This window comes from Streptomyces sp. NBC_01224, from assembly GCF_036002945.1.
Taxonomy (GTDB): Bacteria; Actinomycetota; Actinomycetes; order Streptomycetales; family Streptomycetaceae; genus Streptomyces.
Genome location: NZ_CP108529.1, coordinates 9,300,610 through 9,318,300, shown reverse-complemented (window position 1 = coordinate 9,318,300; position 17,691 = coordinate 9,300,610). Strand labels below are relative to the sequence as shown.

General features: G+C 68.8%; 15 protein-coding genes and 5 pseudogenes. 8 read left to right on the top strand and 12 right to left on the bottom strand.

The annotated features are described in order from the left end of the window. Positions 1-16: 16 nt before the first annotated feature. The 5 genes and pseudogenes from OG609_RS42465 to OG609_RS42445 all read right to left on the bottom strand — a co-directional run. On the bottom strand, positions 17-4,429 hold the full coding sequence (locus OG609_RS42465; protein WP_327277635.1) for a caspase family protein: 4,413 nt from the start codon (positions 4,427-4,429) through the stop codon (positions 17-19). Next, the gene (locus OG609_RS42460; RefSeq protein ID WP_327277634.1) at positions 4,429-5,385 is read right to left on the bottom strand and encodes a PGAP1-like alpha/beta domain-containing protein; all 957 of its coding nucleotides are present in this window, start codon (positions 5,383-5,385) and stop codon (positions 4,429-4,431) included. Before OG609_RS42460 ends, OG609_RS42465 begins: the two co-directional genes overlap by 1 nt. A 210-nt stretch (positions 5,386-5,595) precedes the next feature. After that, positions 5,596-6,126 (bottom strand): hypothetical protein, encoded by a 531-nt coding sequence (locus OG609_RS42455; RefSeq protein WP_327277633.1) that lies wholly within the window; start codon positions 6,124-6,126, stop codon positions 5,596-5,598. 300 nt (positions 6,127-6,426) lie between these two features. After that, positions 6,427-6,564, bottom strand: coding sequence for a hypothetical protein (locus tag OG609_RS42450; protein WP_327277632.1), 138 nt, complete (start codon positions 6,562-6,564; stop codon positions 6,427-6,429). A gap of 226 nt (positions 6,565-6,790) precedes the next feature. Then, positions 6,791-7,501 (bottom strand): annotated as a pseudogene (locus OG609_RS42445) (LysR substrate-binding domain-containing protein); the annotation flags it as partial. Here OG609_RS42445 and OG609_RS42440 point away from each other — a divergent pair. Further along, positions 7,423-8,070 (top strand): annotated as a pseudogene (locus OG609_RS42440) (aminotransferase class III-fold pyridoxal phosphate-dependent enzyme); the annotation flags it as partial. The pseudogenes OG609_RS42445 and OG609_RS42440 overlap by 79 nt on opposite strands. Before the next feature lie 44 nt (positions 8,071-8,114). Here OG609_RS42440 and OG609_RS42435 read toward each other — a convergent pair. Then, positions 8,115-9,293 carry a GDSL-type esterase/lipase family protein gene (locus OG609_RS42435; protein WP_327277631.1) on the bottom strand — a complete coding sequence of 393 codons (1,179 nt, stop codon included), beginning with the start codon at positions 9,291-9,293 and terminating at the stop codon, positions 8,115-8,117. 92 nt (positions 9,294-9,385) lie between these two features. After that, positions 9,386-9,537 (bottom strand): annotated as a pseudogene (locus tag OG609_RS42430) (TetR-like C-terminal domain-containing protein); the annotation flags it as partial. 119 nt (positions 9,538-9,656) lie between these two features. Between OG609_RS42430 and OG609_RS42425 the strand changes: the two are divergent. From OG609_RS42425 to OG609_RS42410, 4 genes and pseudogenes are all read left to right on the top strand, one after another. Then, positions 9,657-10,148: an FBP domain-containing protein gene (locus tag OG609_RS42425; protein WP_327277630.1), complete on the top strand. Its 492-nt coding sequence runs from the start codon at positions 9,657-9,659 to the stop codon at positions 10,146-10,148. Positions 10,149-10,398: 250 nt separating this feature from the next. Then, positions 10,399-10,911: a hypothetical protein gene (locus tag OG609_RS42420; RefSeq protein ID WP_327277629.1), complete on the top strand. Its 513-nt coding sequence runs from the start codon at positions 10,399-10,401 to the stop codon at positions 10,909-10,911. Between the two features lie 275 nt (positions 10,912-11,186). Continuing rightward, a pseudogene (locus tag OG609_RS46580) lies at positions 11,187-11,270 on the top strand (FBP domain-containing protein); the annotation flags it as partial. Between the two features lie 303 nt (positions 11,271-11,573). Beyond that, positions 11,574-11,784, top strand: a pseudogene (locus tag OG609_RS42410) (alpha/beta hydrolase); the annotation flags it as partial. 361 nt (positions 11,785-12,145) lie between these two features. On the opposite strand, the gene OG609_RS42405 reads toward OG609_RS42410, so the two are convergent. Further along, on the bottom strand, positions 12,146-12,310 hold the full coding sequence (locus OG609_RS42405) for a hypothetical protein (RefSeq protein ID WP_327277628.1): 165 nt from the start codon (positions 12,308-12,310) through the stop codon (positions 12,146-12,148). A 55-nt stretch (positions 12,311-12,365) separates the two neighbouring features. Then, complete coding sequence (locus OG609_RS42400; RefSeq protein WP_327277627.1) at positions 12,366-12,947, bottom strand: TetR/AcrR family transcriptional regulator; 582 nt, start codon at positions 12,945-12,947, stop codon at positions 12,366-12,368. Between the two features lie 84 nt (positions 12,948-13,031). Between OG609_RS42400 and OG609_RS42395 the strand changes: the two genes are divergently transcribed. After that, on the top strand, positions 13,032-13,538 hold the full coding sequence (locus OG609_RS42395; protein ID WP_327278372.1) for an FBP domain-containing protein: 507 nt from the start codon (positions 13,032-13,034) through the stop codon (positions 13,536-13,538). Here OG609_RS42395 and OG609_RS42390 read toward each other — a convergent pair. After that, positions 13,450-13,749, bottom strand: coding sequence for an SDR family NAD(P)-dependent oxidoreductase (locus tag OG609_RS42390; protein WP_442818048.1), 300 nt, complete (start codon positions 13,747-13,749; stop codon positions 13,450-13,452). The genes OG609_RS42395 and OG609_RS42390 overlap by 89 nt on opposite strands. 79 nt (positions 13,750-13,828) lie before the next feature. Here OG609_RS42390 and OG609_RS42385 point away from each other — a divergent pair, with 79 nt between their 5' ends. Continuing rightward, the gene (locus OG609_RS42385) at positions 13,829-14,407 is read left to right on the top strand and encodes a TetR/AcrR family transcriptional regulator (protein ID WP_327277626.1); all 579 of its coding nucleotides are present in this window, start codon (positions 13,829-13,831) and stop codon (positions 14,405-14,407) included. A gap of 310 nt (positions 14,408-14,717) precedes the next feature. On the opposite strand, the gene OG609_RS42380 is transcribed toward OG609_RS42385, so the two are convergent. After that, positions 14,718-15,761 carry an FAD-dependent oxidoreductase gene (locus OG609_RS42380; protein ID WP_327277625.1) on the bottom strand — a complete coding sequence of 348 codons (1,044 nt, stop codon included), beginning with the start codon at positions 15,759-15,761 and terminating at the stop codon, positions 14,718-14,720. A gap of 99 nt (positions 15,762-15,860) precedes the next feature. Here OG609_RS42380 and OG609_RS42375 point away from each other — a divergent pair, with 99 nt between their 5' ends. Next, complete coding sequence (locus OG609_RS42375) at positions 15,861-16,505, top strand: TetR/AcrR family transcriptional regulator (protein ID WP_327277624.1); 645 nt, start codon at positions 15,861-15,863, stop codon at positions 16,503-16,505. Between the two features lie 568 nt (positions 16,506-17,073). On the opposite strand, the gene OG609_RS42370 is transcribed toward OG609_RS42375, so the two are convergent. After that, a complete protein-coding gene (locus tag OG609_RS42370) occupies positions 17,074-17,376 on the bottom strand; it encodes a DUF6191 domain-containing protein (protein WP_327277623.1) in 303 nt (100 codons plus the stop codon). Positions 17,377-17,691 lie beyond the last annotated feature (315 nt).

Genomic DNA, 17,691 nt, shown 5'->3' with positions numbered 1-17,691 from the left:
TGTCTGCTGAGTCTCTTTACCGCTTATCGGCGGTGCCGAAGACGTAGACGTCTTTGTACGCGGTGAGAATGAGTCGTCCGTCCGGGGCGAACTCCAGAGCGTTGATCGCAACCTGGTCGGGCACGGTGAACATGTCGACGGCGAGGTCAGGGGAAGTCAGCGGCCACAACTTGCCGTCCGTCTCCCAGACCGTCACCTGTCCAGCGCCGTTGCCGGTCGCCAGCAGTAGGCGACCCTTGACGATCCGCCCCGCGAGCGTTTTGATCCCAGGCGCCTGCTCAGCGAGGACAATGTCCGTGAGACCGTCCCAGGCCCGGACGGTGCCGTCGTCGCATGCGATCAGGGCGATGGAACGCTCGCCGGGGCGGACGCAGGCCACTGCAGTCGCCGTCCAAGTGCCGCGCAAGGTCCTGCCGGGGTCGTTCGTGCCGAGACTCCACAGTCCTACGGTTCCGTCCGATCGGGCGGCTGCGACGTCCAGAGGGCCCCCTTGGGGCGCGCAGGCCAAAGCCGTCACTCGCCCGGCGGCTCTGGTCAGGTCGTGCAGCGAGGTGCCACTGATCATGTCCCATACCTGGAGGCGGTGCGCGTAGTCCACCGTCACTGCGACGGGACGGCCTTTGTGGTGACCGACCGCAACCGCCATGCCCCATCGAGATCGCTGCCGGTCCATTGTGGTGCCGCTCGTCAGGTCCCACACTTCGGCCGGCCGGTTAGCGGCCAGGGTCAGAGCGAGGGTACGGCCGTCGACGGTAGCGGAGACGACCCCTGTGAACCCTGAGACCTCATCGGTAATGGGGGGCAGGGCGGGAGTCCCGGTGTCCATCCGCCAGATCCGTATGGTCGTGTCGCTGCCTGCTGTCACCACCACCGGCCGGCCCCGGTGACTTGCGCAGGCGGCGGCGACGATGGCCCGGGTGTGGCCGTCGTTCGACGTCCCGGGCGGCGGGCTGAGGTCGCACACCTGCACGGATCCGTCGGGCGTGCCAAGGACGGCGGTGGCGGCGCCGTCGCCGGAGACGTACGTGTGCAGTGAAGTGAACGACCGCTGCAGACCGGCAGGGCTCAAGGTCGTGGCGTCGGTCGGTTGCCGGGGCGCTGATGAGGCGACAAGACGGCGGCTCTCCAGATCGAGCATGTGCACTGATCCGTCCACGCAGGCCAGGACGGCGGTGGGTCGACCGCCCGGCGTGGTACAGGAGACGGCGGTCGCTGGGGACGGCAAGACAAGCGTGTCCACTTCGCGTGGCGCGCGCAGACGTCGCAGAGACCAGATGCGAACGGCCTTTCGGTCGGCGGTGACGGCAACTGGAACCCCGTGCAGGACAGCACAGCCGACCGCATCGAGCGGCGGAAGGCGCGGATCGGCCGGGGAGGCCACGGTCTTCCCACGGGCCAGGTCCCAGAGGTGCAGGGAGCCATGGTGGCCGCCGGCGACGATCACTTCCCGGCCCCGTCGCCCCACCTCCTTGGCTGCGTTGGGGTCCGCGTCCACGGTGACCGTCGCCAGGCCGCCGGGGCAGCCGTCCGGCAGGAGAAACCGGTGGGGCAGTGGGGTCGCGTCCGCGAGATCCCACGCCTGCTGGGCGCCGTCCTGGGTGGCGCTCACCGCGATCCTGCGGCCACCCAGGTCGAGCGTGACGAGGTGTGTCACCTGCGAGGAATCTGCGGGGGCAGGATGGCCAGCTTCCCTTGTGCGTCCGGTGGTGAGGTCGTGGACGTGCACGGCACCGGTAGCGGTGCCAGTTATGAGGAGGTCGTGACCGGCGGAGGTAGTAGTGGTCAGCGAGGTGAAGGCTGTGCTGCAGTCGGGGGCGGGCATGTCGACCGGGCGCCCGGTCGACATGGCCCAGGCGCGGAGCTTTCCGCCGTCGACTGCGGCGACAATGTCTCCTCCCTCGACGCTGATGCGGCTGGCCGCGGTGATCGGTCCCAGGCCGTCGGCGAAGCGTTGCACGGAGAGGGTGGAACGGGAGCTGCCCGCCGCTGCCCACAGGGGACGCCACCGGCCGGCCCGGCCCCCGTTGTTGAGCTGGTCGAGCAGGGCGGAGTGCCGGTGCCGGGCGGCATCGCAGGCGAGGACGTGACGGCGGTCCTCGGGGCTCATCCGCTGGTGTAGGTCCAGGTGGTCACGGTAGACGGCGGCGGCCGACCGGGCTTCCTCGGTGCGCAGCCCGTGCAGCAGGGGGGCCAGCCCCGACGGGTGCGCATGGATCAGGAACTCGCCGTCGGTGACCAGTTCGTCGAGGCGTCCGGCCGCGGCAGCCTTGGCGGGCAGGTGACGCAGGACGTACACGTCGGCCTCACGCCACGACAGGGTTCCGTCGGTCGCACGGGGGACCGTGCCCCGAAGCCGCCGGTACCAGCGGTCCTCGACGTCCCGAGGGGCGTCGTGGCGGCGCAGGTCGTCGGCGAGCGCCTGGTGGTAGAGCCGGTAGACCGAGCGCCCGTCCTCGTCGAGGGTTTCGACGAGGTAGGGCCCGACGGCGTCGTTGCGCAGGAGGTCGAGGAGCCGCTCGGCAGTCGGTCCAGTCCGGTGCGGGTGAGGTGCCGCGAGAGCTGCCCAGATGTGTGGGAGGGGCATGCCCTGACCTTCGGCATACGCCAGAGGCAGCAGCAGCGACCTGACCTCTGTCGCCTCCGAGAGGGTGAGGTGCTGCGTGAGGGCCCAGCGGAAGGCACGGCTGATCGCGGTCGCGGGGCTGTCTGATGGGTCGGGTGCGGGGAGGATGAGCGGCGAAGCACTGTGGCCGGTCGCGGCATTGGCCGTGGCACGGGCGACGAGACGGGCCACCAGATAAAGAGGATGAGCGGCCAGGGCGATCTCGCCGGCGACGCGGGTGACGAAGGAGTCGGGCAGGTTCCTGCCGCTGTTGGGGCCGAGCGGCGCTCGCAGCAGGTGCTCGGAGTAGGTTACGAGGTCTTCGATATCGGTCCAGGCAGGTTCCGCGAGGTCCATGATTCGCGCCTGCGGTGTCCTCCGCGCGATGGCGCTCACAATATGAGGCCTGGTGCCGATCAGCAGGCGCAGCCGGGGGAATACGTCCGCCAGGTCGGCGAGGAAGCGGGCTGTGAGGCGCTCTTCGTTGTGGGCGACACCTGACTCGTCGAGCGCGTCGACGACGAAGGTGGCGAAGGAGTCCAGAGTGGCGAGGCGTTCCCGTAGGCCGGATACGGTCGGCTCCGGAGCTCCGACCGCGGCGGCGAGGGCGGCGACGATCTGGTCCAGGGTCAGGGCCCGCGCATGCAGGGCGACCGTGATGGCTCCGGCGGGTGGTTGCGTACCAGGTGCGACGGTGTCGGCGGGGATACTGTCACGTGTGCCCTCGTCGGACAGGGCGACGAGTCGGCCCAGAACTGCTGACTTGCCGACACCGGGCGGGCCGGTCACAACGAAGACGCGGGCGTCGTGGTCGTTCTGGCCCCGAAGCCAGCCGGCGAGCCGGCGCAGGGCTCGGGCGCGGCCTGTGAAGTAGTGGCCGATCTCCCTGGCTGTCTGCCGGCCCGTGCCCCGCGGGGAGAAGTGCTCGTTCAGGTCGACGTAGCGGCGGCGCTGTTCGGCGATCTCGAAGGCGGAGGCGGCGCCGAGGCTGCGTACGAAGTGGCGCTGCTCGGCGACATCGAGATCGCGTCCGGCCAGGCGTAGTTCGGGTACGTAGTAGGGGTTGGGGAAGAACCCGGTTGCCGGGTCGCCTTGGATGGTGTCGTCGAACAGCTGCGCCCAGTCCGCCTTCTGGTCGACGTCGCGCCGCTGGAACTCCGCATTGAGCGCGGCGACGAGTTCGGGCAGCGAGATGTGGCTGGCGTGATGGCCGAGCCGGGCCTCGTCAGTGAGGACGTGGGCGAGTGCAGCGCTGAACGCGCCATCGTGTGCCTCCTCGGTGATCCGAGCGGCGCTGAGTACCCCGAAGGACTTCAGGAAGCGATGGTCTGCTCCTGGTGCGTGGGCGAGCGTGAGCTTGGCTCGTACGGCCCGGTCCATGGCGTCCACCGCTCCGCGGCCGGCATAGCAAGCGTCGAGGACGAGCAGCAGGCGTTGGACGCCCTTGAGGGCCGGGAGTTCCACGAGCTGGTGGGCGGCTAGCGCACTGAGGCGGACCTCGGCCGGCCCCGGCTCGGAGTCGGAGCACATCAGGTAGTGGGCCGGGCCCTCCTCCTGGCCGTGGCCGCTGTAGTAGACGAGAAGCGTGTCGCCGTCCTGGAAATCGTTGGTGAGCCAGCGCAGCAAAGGCCGCAGGATGTCGTCGGGGGCAGGGGGGTCCAGTTTTCCGTCGGGGAAGACGGGCACCGGTTCGTATCCGACGCCGGCGAGGGATCCGAGGATGCTCGGCAGGTCCTCGGCAACGCCGGGCAACGCGGGGAGTTCCTCGTGCGTGTAGTGCGCGGCGCCGAAGGCCAGCGCGTACCGTCTCGGCGTCGCCTCTCCCATCAGCCCGCCACGAGCCCCTCGCCGATCGCCGCTCCGGACTCCCTGGCCGTCAGATGACGCAGCAGGTCGTGCACTTTCCATCCGTTGTCGACAGGCACGTCCCGGAGCACGGGACGGCTGGCTCCGACGGCGGCCTCGGCAATCCGGCCCACCGCAGCCGCGGTCGCGTGGCCGGTCGGGGGAAGGCTGGGGTGGCGAGGACTGAACAGGTCGGCCAGCTCCTTCACCGACGCAACCACATCGTGCCGGTCGGCGAGATTGGTCCAGCGTTCCAGGCCACCCGGCCACTGCCCGCACCCTGCGGCCGGAGCGGGGCGCAGCCGGTCGAAAACGAGCGAGGGCATGCCGAGCGGAGAGCCCATGGTCACCAAGGTGCGGACAGGCCACTCGGGGTGCGTGCACAGGGTTTCGTACGCGACGACGGAGCCGAGCGAGTGGCCGACGAGCACGGTCGTGTCGGGGCCGATGCGGGCAGCGACGGCCTCGGCGGCACGGGCCCGCACAGCGTCCTCGGTGAAGTAGCGGCGCACCTGGCGCAGGACACCCAGCAGGAACCGCTCAGCCACCGGCCCTGGCAGGAACGGCGAACGCAGCAGGGCGTTCATGGCGCGCTGGAGCGTGCGCGGGGTGGGGGCCTTCGTCAGGTCGGAATCCGCTTTCGTGGGGTCCGGTGCGGCAGCCGCCGCCCAGGCTTCGAGAAGAGCCTGCTCGTACGGGTCGGCAAGGTCGGCGGCGCTACGCGGCGCGGGCTGCGCGCCTTTGGTGCCGGGGGCACGGAAGACGTCTCCGTAGAAAGCGACGTCGATGTCGTCCGGCGCCGGGGCGGGGCCACCGACGTCCCCGGCGGCAACGGCGATCTCTACTCCGTCGGCGAGTGCGGCGGCGATGGGATCCCGCAAGGACCGTCGCCCCAGGTACTCCTGTCCGATTCCGTGCACCACCACGACACGCGCCATGCTGCCCCCTCGATCACCTTCGGTCGATGACACCATGATCCCCCAAGCGCGTTGCGGGGAACACCTTTTGAGACATCGCGTAGATCGTGCTGCCTGAGCCGGTCCCGCAGTTGCGGTGTCGGTCTACTGCCGGAACTGGCTCTGCGAGGGATGGCTCCTGCTGCACGGGCATGTCATCCGGCTCCCAGCCGGATGACATGCCCGTGTCCCTCACTTGGGGCCTGGGATACTTGTCCCCTTCCGGGTCGGCTTGATGCGGACCGGGACAATGCGCTTCTCGTCCTCGCCGAGAGGCGGCATGAGGACGGAGGCGGACTTCTCCCGGTCCAGCCAGGTCAGGCCGTAGTCGGTGACGTGCTCGTCGAGGGACTTGCCAGGGCGGACGACGAGCCGTGCGGAGCCGATGCCCGAAACGCCGCGGCCGAACGACTCCCCGCCGGGGCGCAGTTCTTCGTCGGTGCCGTTCTCGTAGGTGACGGTGAGGCTGCACGTGCCGTCGGCCTCCGGGCGGGGCAGGCTGACGGTGACCTCCACGCCGTCCTCGTACCGGGCGGTCGCGCCGGGGCCGAGCGGGTCTGCCCCGCTTCCAGAAGCACCGGCCTGCTCCAGCTGACCGTAGCCGTCCAGGCCTTTCTCGAACGCTGCGAGCGCCCAGACTCCCAGAGCGATCAGGACGGCGAGCACGAGCCCTGCGATCACGCAGCCGGCGGCGGACTTCATCGCCTGCGCCGGCGGGGACATGGACGCCTGAGGAGGTCCACGACCGCCATTCAGCCCGAAGAGCACCCGGCCTTCGCACGACGGAGAGCGATCACCACCGTGCCGCCGTCGACAGCGGTCCGGTGGAACACCGTGAGCTCCGCAGGGACACCCTCGCCAACCTGATCATCACCATGCGGGAGCACACTGTTCCAGACCCCGAACCGTTGCCCGTCCAGCTTGACCGGAAGGACAGGGGGCGGCTTGTGGTGTGATCCAGGAGCCGCGTATCGCGTTCGCCAGGCCCGATGCACGCCCTGGGCACGAGCCGGAACACCCTGCTCAGGCAAACAAGCTCCGGGTCTGCTGAATCAGCAGGCTCCGCAGGGTTGTGTCGTCTCGGAGGCGTTCCGGGAACACCTCACGTCGGGCGAGGAAGGCGTCAACCAGTTCGGCCGGCCTCAACAGCAGCTCCTGCATCGTGGCGAGTTCCTCTGCGAGCGGGTCTCGTGCAGGGAGCGCGACTTCGTGAGCACTGGTTCCTGCGGAAACGGCTGAGTCCGCGCGTGATGAGCGCCAATCATGTCGGCTGATCACGGGCAGAATCGACCGCCGCGCTGTCATCGGCAGTCACCGCCGGTAGCGGAATCTGGATTGGCGGGGCGGACTTGTGAGGAGACATCAGGATTGCGAGTGACTCGCTCTGTCACCCACGGCCCGGAAGCGGTAGGTCCGGAAAGTGGCGCAGCGCGTCCAGCACGGCGCGCACCGCCGCGCGGGGTGGCGAGCCGCGGCGGATTGCCGCCGTGATTGTGCGTGTCACTGGAGTCGCGAGTTCCCTGGTGGCGACGCGATAACGGCGGTCGACCGCCAGGCCGGGCAGCAGTGCGATCGACAGCCCTGCCTCGACGTGCTGCAGGGTCATCATGTAGTTGCTGAACCGGCACACCACCCGCGGCTCGAACCCCGACTGACGGCACAGCCGTTGGGCGAGATTCGCCATGTACGACTGTGGCATGTCGAACGCCCACGGCTCGTCCGCGTAGGCCGCGAGGTCCGCGGCGCCGCGCCCGGCGGCTGGATGCTCGGGCGGAACCACCAGCAAGATCGGGTCCTTGGCCAGCGGTACGAGGTCGAGGTCCGTCCCCAACGGCAGTTCGTCAAAGTCCGTGGTCGTGATGACGATGTCCGCGTCGCCGACCCGCAGCGCGGGCACGCTCTCGTGCGGCTCCAGCTCAAGCAGCTCGATCTCAAGGTGCGGATGTTCGCACACCAGCCGGGTCACCGCCGGGACGGCCGTGGAGTGGATCGCGCTCTGGAACGCCCCCAACCGCACCAGCCCGGCCGGTTCATCGCCGAACCCGCGCAGCTCCGTCTCGACGCTGTCCATGTGATCGAGGATGGCCCGTGCCCGACGCCATCCCCGTGCCGAACGTGTACCGGCCCGACTTCACCGCGGCCGACGGCTCGCTGGACTGGCGCCGCCAGCTGGACTTCGCCTTCGACCTGATCGACGCCCAGTCGACCGGCAGTCTGGCCGCGTGCCTCGTCGAACCGATTCTCAGCTCGGGCGGAATCATCGAGCCGCCGGCCGGGTATTTCGCGGCTCTGCAGGACAAGTGCCGGGAACGCGGCATGCTGCTGATCCTCGACGAGGCCCAGACCGGACTGTGCCGCACCGGGGCCTGGTACGCGTTCGAGCGCGATGGTGTTGTCCCCGACATCCTCACGCTGTCCAAGACGCTTGGTGCGGGACTGCCCCTCGCGGCCGTGGTCACCAGCGCCGAGATCGAGCAGGAGGCGTACGAGCGCGGGTTCCTGTTCTTCACCACGCACGTCGCCGACCCGCTGGTGGCCGCGGTCGGCAACACCGTCCTTGACGTCCTGACCGGCGACAAGCTCGATGATCGGGCGCGATCGCTCGGCGTGTTCCTGCACCAGGGTCTGGCGGACATCGCCGGGCGCCACGAGGTCGTCGGCGACATCAGCGCGGCTACATAGCGATCGCGGTCTGCTTGACCGCGATGTGGTCAGCCGGTCTTGGTGGCGAAGGGGCCGCCATCGGCGAACGCCAGCCGCGCGAAGTTCTCGCCGATGCGGCGGTGTCCTGCGGGATCAGGGTGGACCTCGTCGGGCAGCGGGAATTCGGCGTAATCCGTCTCGCCGTAAAGGTCACGGCCGTCGAGGTAGTGCAGGTTCGGGTCGTCAGCCGCCCGCTGTTCGACGATCCGGGCGAGTTCGTCGCGGATGACGTTGAGCGTCAGGCGCCCGGCAACACGTTCGGCTGGATCGCCCGTGGCCTTGAACCGCAAGGTCCCGCCGTCGAAGTCGGGCGCGAGGGGCCCGGGGGTGTCCTCCTGGACCGGGCACAGGATAGGGGACACGACCAGCAGCGGCGTGGTCGGATGCCCCTCCCGGATGGTGTCGAGGAAGCCGTGGACCGAAGGGGTGAAGGCGCGCAAGCGCATCACGTCGGCGTTGACGACATTGATGCCGATCTTGAGGCTGATCAGGTCCGCGGGGGTGTCCCGCATCGCACGGGCTGTGAACGGGTCGAGCAGCGCGCTACCGCCGAACCCCAGGTTGACCAATTCCACGTCGCCCTGGGCTGCAGCCAGGGCCGGCCAGATGGCGGTCGGGTGGGCGGCGTTCGAGCCGTGGCTGATGGAACTGCCGTGGTGCAGCCACACCCTGCGCCCGTTGTCCGGCGCCGGCTCGACCGGGGCATCGGTGCGCAGGGCGATCAGCTCGGTGATCTCCGTATGCGGAAGCCAGATCTCGACGTCCTTGTCACCCGCCGGCAGATCGGTGAACCGGGCGGTGCCGGCAGGCCCCTCACGCAGTTCGGCGGACTGGGTGACCATGTCGATAACCGTGCGGACGTTACCGCCGGCCACCGTGGCCTGGGCAGCGAGACGGCCACCAATCAGCAGGTCGTACACGCCGTCCGCCGGGGCCGGGAAACCTCGGTAGACCCGCTTGGTAGGCAGAGTGTCCAGTTCGATGGTCGTGGCCCGGGTACGAAATGCCAGGCGCACGCCGGAGGGCTGGGCCTCGGCTACGGCCAGTTGGTTGTCAGGGATCTGCCGACGAGCCCGAGCGGGCAGCCGATGCGGCAGCAGGCCCTGCTCGGTCGGTTCCACGTCGATGAAACCGCGCAGGATGTCCGCGGTGACAGGTGTGGTGATCCAGTCGTGCTCAGTGTTCATTGTCCCAGCCTGTTGATCAAGACTTCCGGAATGTTCAGGTGCGCCGGTGCACGGCGCGGCGGACCGCCTCCGGCGGTGCAGCCCCCTGCTGGTCAGGGTGTGGTCCAGTTCTGAAGCAGAGCGTCGAGGGAATCCAAGATCCAGGCCCAGGATTCCCGCGAGCCGACGGCGGTGTGCTGAAGCCTCCTGTCATCTCCAGGCTGACGTAGCCGTGGAAGACGCTGCCCAGCATTCGGACCACGTGCGCCCCCGCCCGGGTCAGACGCTCCGTAGTCAGCCCCACTCGAACCATAACCTTCCCCTCATCCAGCGACATCCATTATGCATTTGCCTAAAAGCTTTAGGCAACTTAGCCTGCCACTCATGAAACCGCTGACTGAGCAAGAGATCCGTACCGCGTTCGTGAACTGCACCAAAGGAGAGGCGAAGCGCCTGTCCGTCCCCCGCGACCTGGCCGAGCGGCCCTGGGACGACCTGGACTTCCTCGGCTGGCGGGACCCCCAGGCCCCCGACCGTGCCTACCTCGTCACCGAGCTGGACGGCCGCCCGGTGGCGCTCGCCCTGCGCTGCCCGAGCACCGCCTCCTGGCAGATGCGGCGCAGCATGTGCTCGATATGCATCACCACCCACACCGGGGGCGTCTCGCTGCTGGTCGCCGCGAAGGCGGGCAAGGCCGGGCAGCAGGGCAACTCCGTGGGCACCTACATGTGCAGCGACCTCGCCTGCCCGCTGTACGTGCGGGGCAAGAAGGATGCGGGCGTCGGTGCGCGGCTCCACGAGTCGCTCACCTTGGAGGAGAAGATCCAGCGGACCGTCGCGAACCTCGCCGCGTTCATCGCCAAGGTCACCGCATGAAGCAACCAGCCACGCGCGCCACACCTGTCCGATGCGACGCGGCGCATTCGCACTTTTCGCATACGCGATCACCCGTTGGACAGCCCGCCACGTGGTAAGCGAGTCGACGCGGGCGCCTCAGGGACTGGCGGGGTGCTAGTGGCTGTTCCCGTCCACGCTGGTCCACGAGCTGGAATCGGGCGCCCGCACATCCGGCCGGCAGCCGCGGCGTACCACGCGCGACTGGGCCGTCGACTTCTCCTGCTTCCTGTTGGCCGTCGCCCTCGGCCTGACGGCCGCGCACTCCCTGCCTGACGAACCAGGCCCGTCGCACCCCCTCGCCACCCTTGACCAGACGCTCGGCGCGATCGCCTGTGCGGCGGTGCGGCTGCGGCACCGGTGGCCGGTCCACCTCGCCGTCCTGCTGATCCCGATCAGTCTGCTGTCCAACACCTCGGGCGGGGCGGCGATGGTCGCCGTGTTCACACTCGCTGTGCACCGACCCTTCCGCTACGTAGCCTGGATCGGCGGCGCCGACCTCGCGCTGGTCCCGCTCCTCTACTGGCTGCGCCCCTACCCCGACCTGCCTTACGCCGGAGTCGCCGAGTTCACCGAGCTGTTCAACGTGTCGATCACCGGCTGGGGCATGTTCGTCGATTCCAAACGGATGCTGATGCGGAAGATCCGCGAGACCGGGCACCGCGCCGACGTCACGTGCGGCAAACACCACGGCGATCCGCTCGACAATTACTCGCCGGGCCACCAAGACCAGCGCCCGCCGTGAAGCGTCGCCGATCCACTGGGCGTCGTCCACCCCGCAGCAAACCGGATGCTGCCGCGCCAGCTCTTTCAGCAGCCCCAGGACGGCGAGACCGGCCGTCGGCGGGCCGGGCGACGTCTGTGCGCCGAGACCGAACACCGCCTCCAGCACCCCCGCTGTACCGGAGGAAGTCCCTGACGGTGATCGAGGACCGGCGCGCACAGCTGGTGCAGGGCCGCGTAGAGCAGGTTCTGCTCGAACTCGGCCCCCGAGGCGCGCACCACTGTGTGCCCTTCCAGCGCGACCTGGCCGAGCGGTCCTGGGACGACCTGGCCTACCTCGGCTGGCGCGACCCCGACCGCGCGTACCTGGGTCTACAACGCCGCTCAGCTCGACGTCCTGGTCCGGATGAACTGTTAGGGCCTCGCCCCGTCTCCACCTGACCTCACCCCGTCCCCACGCCCCCACCCTTCGATCCAGGCGCCCGGAGTCCCCGAGCGCCGCCCAGGAGAAGCCACATGCGCAGAACCTTGCCCCTCAGCCTCACCGCCGCTGCGATGGCGGTGGTCGCCATCCCGGGGGCCTCGGCGGTGGAGGCGCCGAGCGCCGTGCGATGGGGCGACTGCCCCAAGGACGCCGCCCTGCCGGGGCTGGAGTGCTCGACCCTCAAGGTCCCGCTCGACCAGCAGAACGAGCGCGACCCCGGCACACCGCTGGTCGCCGCCCGCAAGCTGCGGCAGGCATTCGGCGAGCTGGCACGATGGTCACGGCCGACCAGGGCGGCACGGCGTCTACCCGTACGGCAAGAACGAGTGCGCGAACGACGCGGTGACCAGCTTCCTGACCACGGGCGAGCGGCCCTCGCACGACCGCGCCTGCGCGGCGGAGACCCACTGATCACCTCTCCCTGGCCGCGTTCCGCCGACCGCACCTCTCCCCGCGCCGACGCACGGCATTCGCCGCCGTCGCGGGGAGACGGGGTGGTCAGTGGGACGCGGTGGTCAGTGCGCCGCTGCCGTCCGGGTGCCGCTGCCGTCCGGGCGCGGCACGCCGAGTATTCGAAGGCCAGCACCATGGACGAGGCGAAGGAATCCCGAAACACCACCCAGGACGCCGACCCGCCACGGCGCCGCAACGGCCAGCCGGGGTGGCGTCCACGGATCAGCGTTCCTCTGCACCTCCGCCTCAGCGCACGTCCGCAGCGTGTCCGCGTAGCCATCGAGTACCAGCCGGCCGAGGGCCTGGGCCATAACGACGGTCAACGAACGCTCGGCCGGTGAGACGCCGCGCGGGCGACGGCCTCGCCCAGGCAGGACGGAAGGTCGGTCGGTCGGTCGGTCGGTACGGCTTGACGCAGGATCAGCTCGATGTCCGTGCGCATCCGTTGCAGCCGTTCGATGGTGACGGCGAGTTGGGCGTCCAATCCCCGCAGCGCTTCGTCAGGAGGGTCAGTTGGCAGGGGTGGCTGGAAGGGTTGGTCAGGAGGTGGTGGGCCAGGTGCGCAGCAGGGTGTCGAGTGCGTCGAGGATTTCGGTCCAGCTCTCCTGCGAGTCGGGGGTGCTGTGGCTGAAGCCGCCGGCGGTCTCCAGGCCGACGTAGCCGCTGAAGACGCTGCCCAGCAGTCGCACCGCGTGTGTCTGGTGTGGTTCGGCCAGGCTGTATCCGCGCAGGATCGCCCGCGTCATCTGGGCGTGCCGGACGCCGGCGCTGGTGGCCGCCGTCTGCGGGTCGAGCCGGAACTGGGCTGCGGCGAAGCGCCCCGGGTGCTTGAGTGCGTAGTCGCGGTAGACGTTTGCGAAAGCGGTCAGGGCGTCTTTGCCGGCCCGTCCGGCCACCGCGGTGGAGACCTGGTCGGCGAGTTCCTCCAGGGCGAGCAGAGCGATCTTGGTCTTGAGGTCGTGGGCGTTCTTCACGTGCGAGTACAGGCTCGCGGTTTTGACACCGAACCGCCGGGCGAGTTCTGCGGGGGTCGCCTGCTCGAAGCCGATCTCGTCGGCCAGCTCTGCCCCCGCCCGGACCAGGCGCTCCGTGGTCAGTCCTACCCGTTTGGCCCGTGCCATGTTCATCCTCCGAATCGCTTCTCATCCCTGGTATCGATAATTATGCACTTACCTAATCAGATTAGGCAAATTAGCGTGTCCTTTATAAAGCGGCTGGCCGAGCAAGAGATTCGTACCGCATTTGTGAACTGCACCAAGGGCGAGGCCAAGCGCCTGGCCGTCCCCCGCGACCTGGCCGAGCGGTGCTGGGACGACCTGGACTTCCTGGGCTGGCGAGATCCCCAGGCCCCCGACCGGGCCTACCTCGTGACCGAGCTGGACGGCCGCCCGGTCGGCGTCCAGCTGCGCTCCTCCGGCGCCGGCCCCTGGCAGATGCGGCGCAGCATGTGCTCGGTGTGCCTGACCACCCACGCCGGGGGCGTCTCCCTGATGGTCGCGCCGAATCGGGAGGCCGGGCAGCAGGGCAACTCGATTGGCATCTACATATGCAGCGACCTGACCTGCTCCCTGTATGCACGCGGGAAGAAGGACGCGGGCATCGGCGCACACCTCCACGAGTCCCTCACCCTGAAGGAGAAGGCCCAGCGGACCGTGGCGAACCTCGCCGCGTTCTGTCGACCAGGACATCCACCCCACCGACGCTGCCGATGACCCGTCGGCCGAGTTCCGCTGCTCCTTGATCCGTCGCAAGGTCCGCAGGGATGAAGGTGGCCGGCAGATCCTCCGGCGGCGCGCTGCGCGAGGCGGTCAGCACCGTCGCGCCTGCTGCCGCAAATCGACGGGCAGTCGCCTCGCACAGGCCGCGGCTGCCATCGGTGACCAGAACACGAAGTCCGCGGAGCCCCTCTTCCGGGAACGTCATGGGAGTGCTCCTCGAGTAAGGTGAACCCGACTTCGGAAACGAAACATAAGCGGAACCCAACTCACCTTATGAAGCACTGTTGCCATCGTCACGTCCGCTGCGCGCTGATGCGCGGCGCAACCGCGAGGCGCTCCTGACCGCGGCACGGGAGGCATTCCTCACCGGCGAGGCCGACGCTCACGTAGAAGAGATCGCCCGGCGAGCCGGAGTCGCGGTCGGCACGCTCTACCGCCACTTCGACACACGCGAAGCCCTCGTCGAGGAGGTCTACCGCCAGGAGGTCGACCAGCTATGCGCCGCACCCACGGAACTCCTTGACCGGCATGCCCCGGACGAGGCCCTGCGGCGATTCCTGCTGCTGCTCGTGGAGCACGCCGCCGTGGGCAAGGGAATGGCCGTCGCGCTGGAGAGCATCATGGCGACGGACTCACCGATCTTCGATGACGCCCGCGCCCAGATGGCACAGGCCCTCGATCAGCTGCTCAAAGCGGGCACAGCAGCCGGCACCATCCGTGGCGACGTCAGCGGACGCACACTGCTGCGCGCACTGGGAGGCATCTGCGGAATGCACACCACGGAGGGCTGGCAGGACGAAGCCGTGCACATCACGGCGATCCTCTTCGACGGCCTGCGTTTCGGCGCACAGAACGCAGGCTGAGCCAACGAGGATCCGGCTTTGCCACCGGGAGCGGGAGTCGTTCCGAGGCGACTGTGGGAGTCACTTGGGTTCACACGCCACGTACCGCGACGAGAACGGACGCCACCACATGCAATGCCTCTGCCTGCATGAATAGTGAACCGGTGACACTGCTGTAGTGTCCGAGGCTTGATGCACAATGTCGGCGCTCGACGCGCAGTGGACACGCAAATCCGGGATTCGATGCGCAACGACTCCTGGCTGTCATCGCCAAGTCGCGGGAATGGCCCGGCTGACCACGAAAGTCACCCGTCCGTGTCGTGAGTCTCCATCAGCTCGGCATCATGCGAAACAGCGAGTTGCGCAGGCGGGTGCGCTCGGTGGTCATGAAGCGGTGCAGGTTCCGGGAGCCGAAGGCGACCCGCTGGGCGCTGCGACGGCGTTCCGAGTCGTAGGCGCGCAGGGCGGCGGGCAGGCCGACCGGGTCGTGCTCGGCGACGGCCCGGGTCAGGGCCTCCGCGTCGAGGATCGCCGTGCACGCACCTTGGCCCAGGTTGGGCGTCATGGCGTGCGCCGCGTCGCCGACCAGCGCGACCCTCCCACCGTTGACAAAGGTCGGCAGAGCGGGGAACAGGTGCCGCATCTCGTAACGGATCCAGGTGGACGGGTCGGTCTCGGCGAGGACACGCGGGATGGGGTTGTGCCAGTCCTCAAAGTGTCCGCGCAGCTCCTCGGCGGTGGTGGCCTCGGGCACGGTGGCGTACCAGTTGGTGCGGCCCGGCTCGACCGGAGTCATCCCGAAGAACCGGCCCTTGCCCCAGGTCTCGCCGTAGACGCCGCTCTCGAAGTCGGCGATGCCGATCCAGGCGACGGTTCCGAGGTGCCGCGGACCGCTGCGCTCGCCGAACCGGACGGCGCGCACGGCGCTGCGGATTCCGTCGGCACCGACCACCAGGTCGTACCCGGCCACCAGCGCATCCACCTCGGAGACGTTCTCCCCGAACTTGAGAGGTACATCTCCGAAGGCGTCCAACTCGGCCATGAGTGCATCGATCAGGTAGGGCCGGGAGATCAGCAGTTCGGGGCGGCCGGCCCTCCGCTCGATCCGCTCCAGCGGGAGGCTCGCCATCACCTTCCCCTCTGGGGTGCGGATACGGGCCCCTCGGTAGGGAACTGCCCGACCGCGGAACGCCTCGCCCACCCCCAGACGATCGAGCGCGGCCTGCGCGGTGGGGTGGATGCCGAACGCGGTGCCGTACTGCTCCAGCTCCGTCCGCCGCTCCAGGATCGACACCTCCCAACCCGCGCGGCGCAGCCCGATCGCCGTCGCCAGCCCACCGACTCCCGCCCCAACTACAACCGCCATTCCCGTCATGCCACCCTCCCCGATTCGCTCGACCCTTCGATCACCACATCTGTGGTACCACGGCTGGGGTAGCGTGGGCAAGGTGCCCAGGAGTAAGGAGAGCTGACGGTGAATCCGGATCGCCGAGACCGGCTGCGCGACGCGGCCATCGAGGTGCTGGCCGAAGCGGGCGGACGCGGCCTTACGCACCGCGCTGTCGACACGACCGCAGAGGTGCCGCCCGGCACCACCAAGAACTACTTCCCGACCCGGGACGCCCTACTGCGCGCGGTGGCCGAGCGCTGCCTGGAGCGGTACCGCGAGACCACGGCACACATGGCCGCCACTGGACCGGGATCCACTGACCGCGAGGGCCTGGTAGCCACGTTCCGGGCGCTCGTGGAGAACGTCGCAGGGCCCGGTCGCCCCCGCCTGCTCGCCTACCTGGAGCTGCAGGTCGAGGCGGCCCGCAAGCCCTGGTTGTCAGCCATCCTCGATCCCATCGCGGCCTCCGACTTCGAGGGTTTCGAGCTGGCTCAGCGGGCCGCCGGACTGCCCGTCACTCCGCAGCGGGCAGCCATCGTCACCCTCGCCATACACGCCGCCATCCCACACCTGCTGGCCGACGGCTCCGACACCCTGGCCGCCGCCGGCCTGGACGACCCCGACCGCTTCGTCCGCGGCCTCCTGCAGGCGGTGTATCCGGAGAGCCCAGACGGGCTGCAAGTGGCATCGGCCGCAGCTGGTGACGCGGCCCGACCTCACTCGTGCTGAGCGATGAGCATTCCCACGTGGCATGCGACAACGCCATTACGCGGTACGGAATGCAGGCAAGCCCCACGTCTCACAGCCCCCACCGACCGTGACCACCCGCGATGCTTGGCTTGCCTGGATTGCTCATCCTCAGCCGACACAACGAGTGCGCATCAAGCGCGGATTACGGTGTTCCCGTAGAAACCAATGCGCACGGAAGCGCGGACCCTGCAGTTGCTGCAGGGTCCGCGCCTCAATGGACAATCCGCCCGTGAGATGGACAGCAGATAGGCACGCGCAGGTCAGTGTGTGCGAACTCAAGCAACGCCGGCACCGCCTGCACCCTGGCTTCGTTAACTTTCAGCAGCAGCGTTTGCTGACGAGTTTCGACAGCAGTCGTTCATCAATGGGCTGGCTGATATTCATGAGAAGTGACGGCGGTGGCCTCTCCGGGCAGGTCGCCCGACTGCTCATAGGGCGGTGCGGTGAGAGGAGATCACGGCCTTGGGACCATCTGTACAGCAATTAATGATCTTCCCGGGAGCGGACCGCCGGCCAGCGGCAAATGCTGCCGGTGCCCGTTCCGTTGTCAGGACTTCGGCTTCCGCCGGACCACCGCCGTACCGGCTTCCAGGTCCACCCCCATGCGGGGCGGCGCGCCGTCCCGCGCGTCGTCCTTCAGGACCTGTTCCTCCACCCGGTGCTCGATCTCCACGCGCTTTGCCGAGTTGAGGAACGCATGCAGCTCATCGGCGACCGAGGCCCCCACACCCAGCCCATGACGCGGTGTGCGGGCCGCTAGGGCATGGCGCAACCAATCGGGTCGGCCGGTACGGACGACGATGTAGCGGGCCGAAGCCAGCAGGAACGGCACCATCACCAGCACGGCCATGACTAATAGGCTCGACAACATCACCACGCAGGCCCAACGTCCGGCGCCGTGCGGCCGTTCCCGGGATGATCCGGTGGAAGATCCGCGTGATCGTATGGTGCCGATTGCACGGCGCATCGAGATCCGTCCGCAGCATCTCGTCGATCAACGGCTTGTACAGATCCAGCGCCGAGTCCACGGCCTTCTTGACCGTCCGCCATGACACGTTGTATTTGCACTCAAGCTCGCGCATCTTCATGTCCGCGCGGTGATCGCGTCGGATCGCCGCGTACAGCTCGACCTTCGACATCTGGGGTGGTTGCACAACGGGGACGG

What these genes read in the sequence shown, in the direction of transcription:
- OG609_RS42465 (WP_327277635.1), bottom strand. Translation starts at nt 4,429, where the DNA reads ATGGGAGAGGCGACGCCGAGACGGTACGCGCTGGCCTTCGGCGCCGCG.
- OG609_RS42425 (WP_327277630.1), top strand. Translation starts at nt 9,657, where the DNA reads ATGAAACCGCTGACTGAGCAAGAGATCCGTACCGCGTTCGTGAACTGC.
- OG609_RS42380 (WP_327277625.1), bottom strand. Translation starts at nt 15,761, where the DNA reads ATGACGGGAATGGCGGTTGTAGTTGGGGCGGGAGTCGGTGGGCTGGCG.
- OG609_RS42455 (WP_327277633.1), bottom strand. Translation starts at nt 6,126, where the DNA reads ATGTCCCCGCCGGCGCAGGCGATGAAGTCCGCCGCCGGCTGCGTGATC.
- OG609_RS42450 (WP_327277632.1), bottom strand. Translation starts at nt 6,564, where the DNA reads ATGCAGGAGCTGCTGTTGAGGCCGGCCGAACTGGTTGACGCCTTCCTC.
- OG609_RS42390 (WP_442818048.1), bottom strand. Translation starts at nt 13,749, where the DNA reads ATGACGTTCCCGGAAGAGGGGCTCCGCGGACTTCGTGTTCTGGTCACC.
- OG609_RS42400 (WP_327277627.1), bottom strand. Translation starts at nt 12,947, where the DNA reads ATGGCACGGGCCAAACGGGTAGGACTGACCACGGAGCGCCTGGTCCGG.
- OG609_RS42435 (WP_327277631.1), bottom strand. Translation starts at nt 9,293, where the DNA reads ATGAACACTGAGCACGACTGGATCACCACACCTGTCACCGCGGACATC.
- OG609_RS42460 (WP_327277634.1), bottom strand. Translation starts at nt 5,385, where the DNA reads ATGGCGCGTGTCGTGGTGGTGCACGGAATCGGACAGGAGTACCTGGGG.
- OG609_RS42370 (WP_327277623.1), bottom strand. Translation starts at nt 17,376, where the DNA reads ATGGCCGTGCTGGTGATGGTGCCGTTCCTGCTGGCTTCGGCCCGCTAC.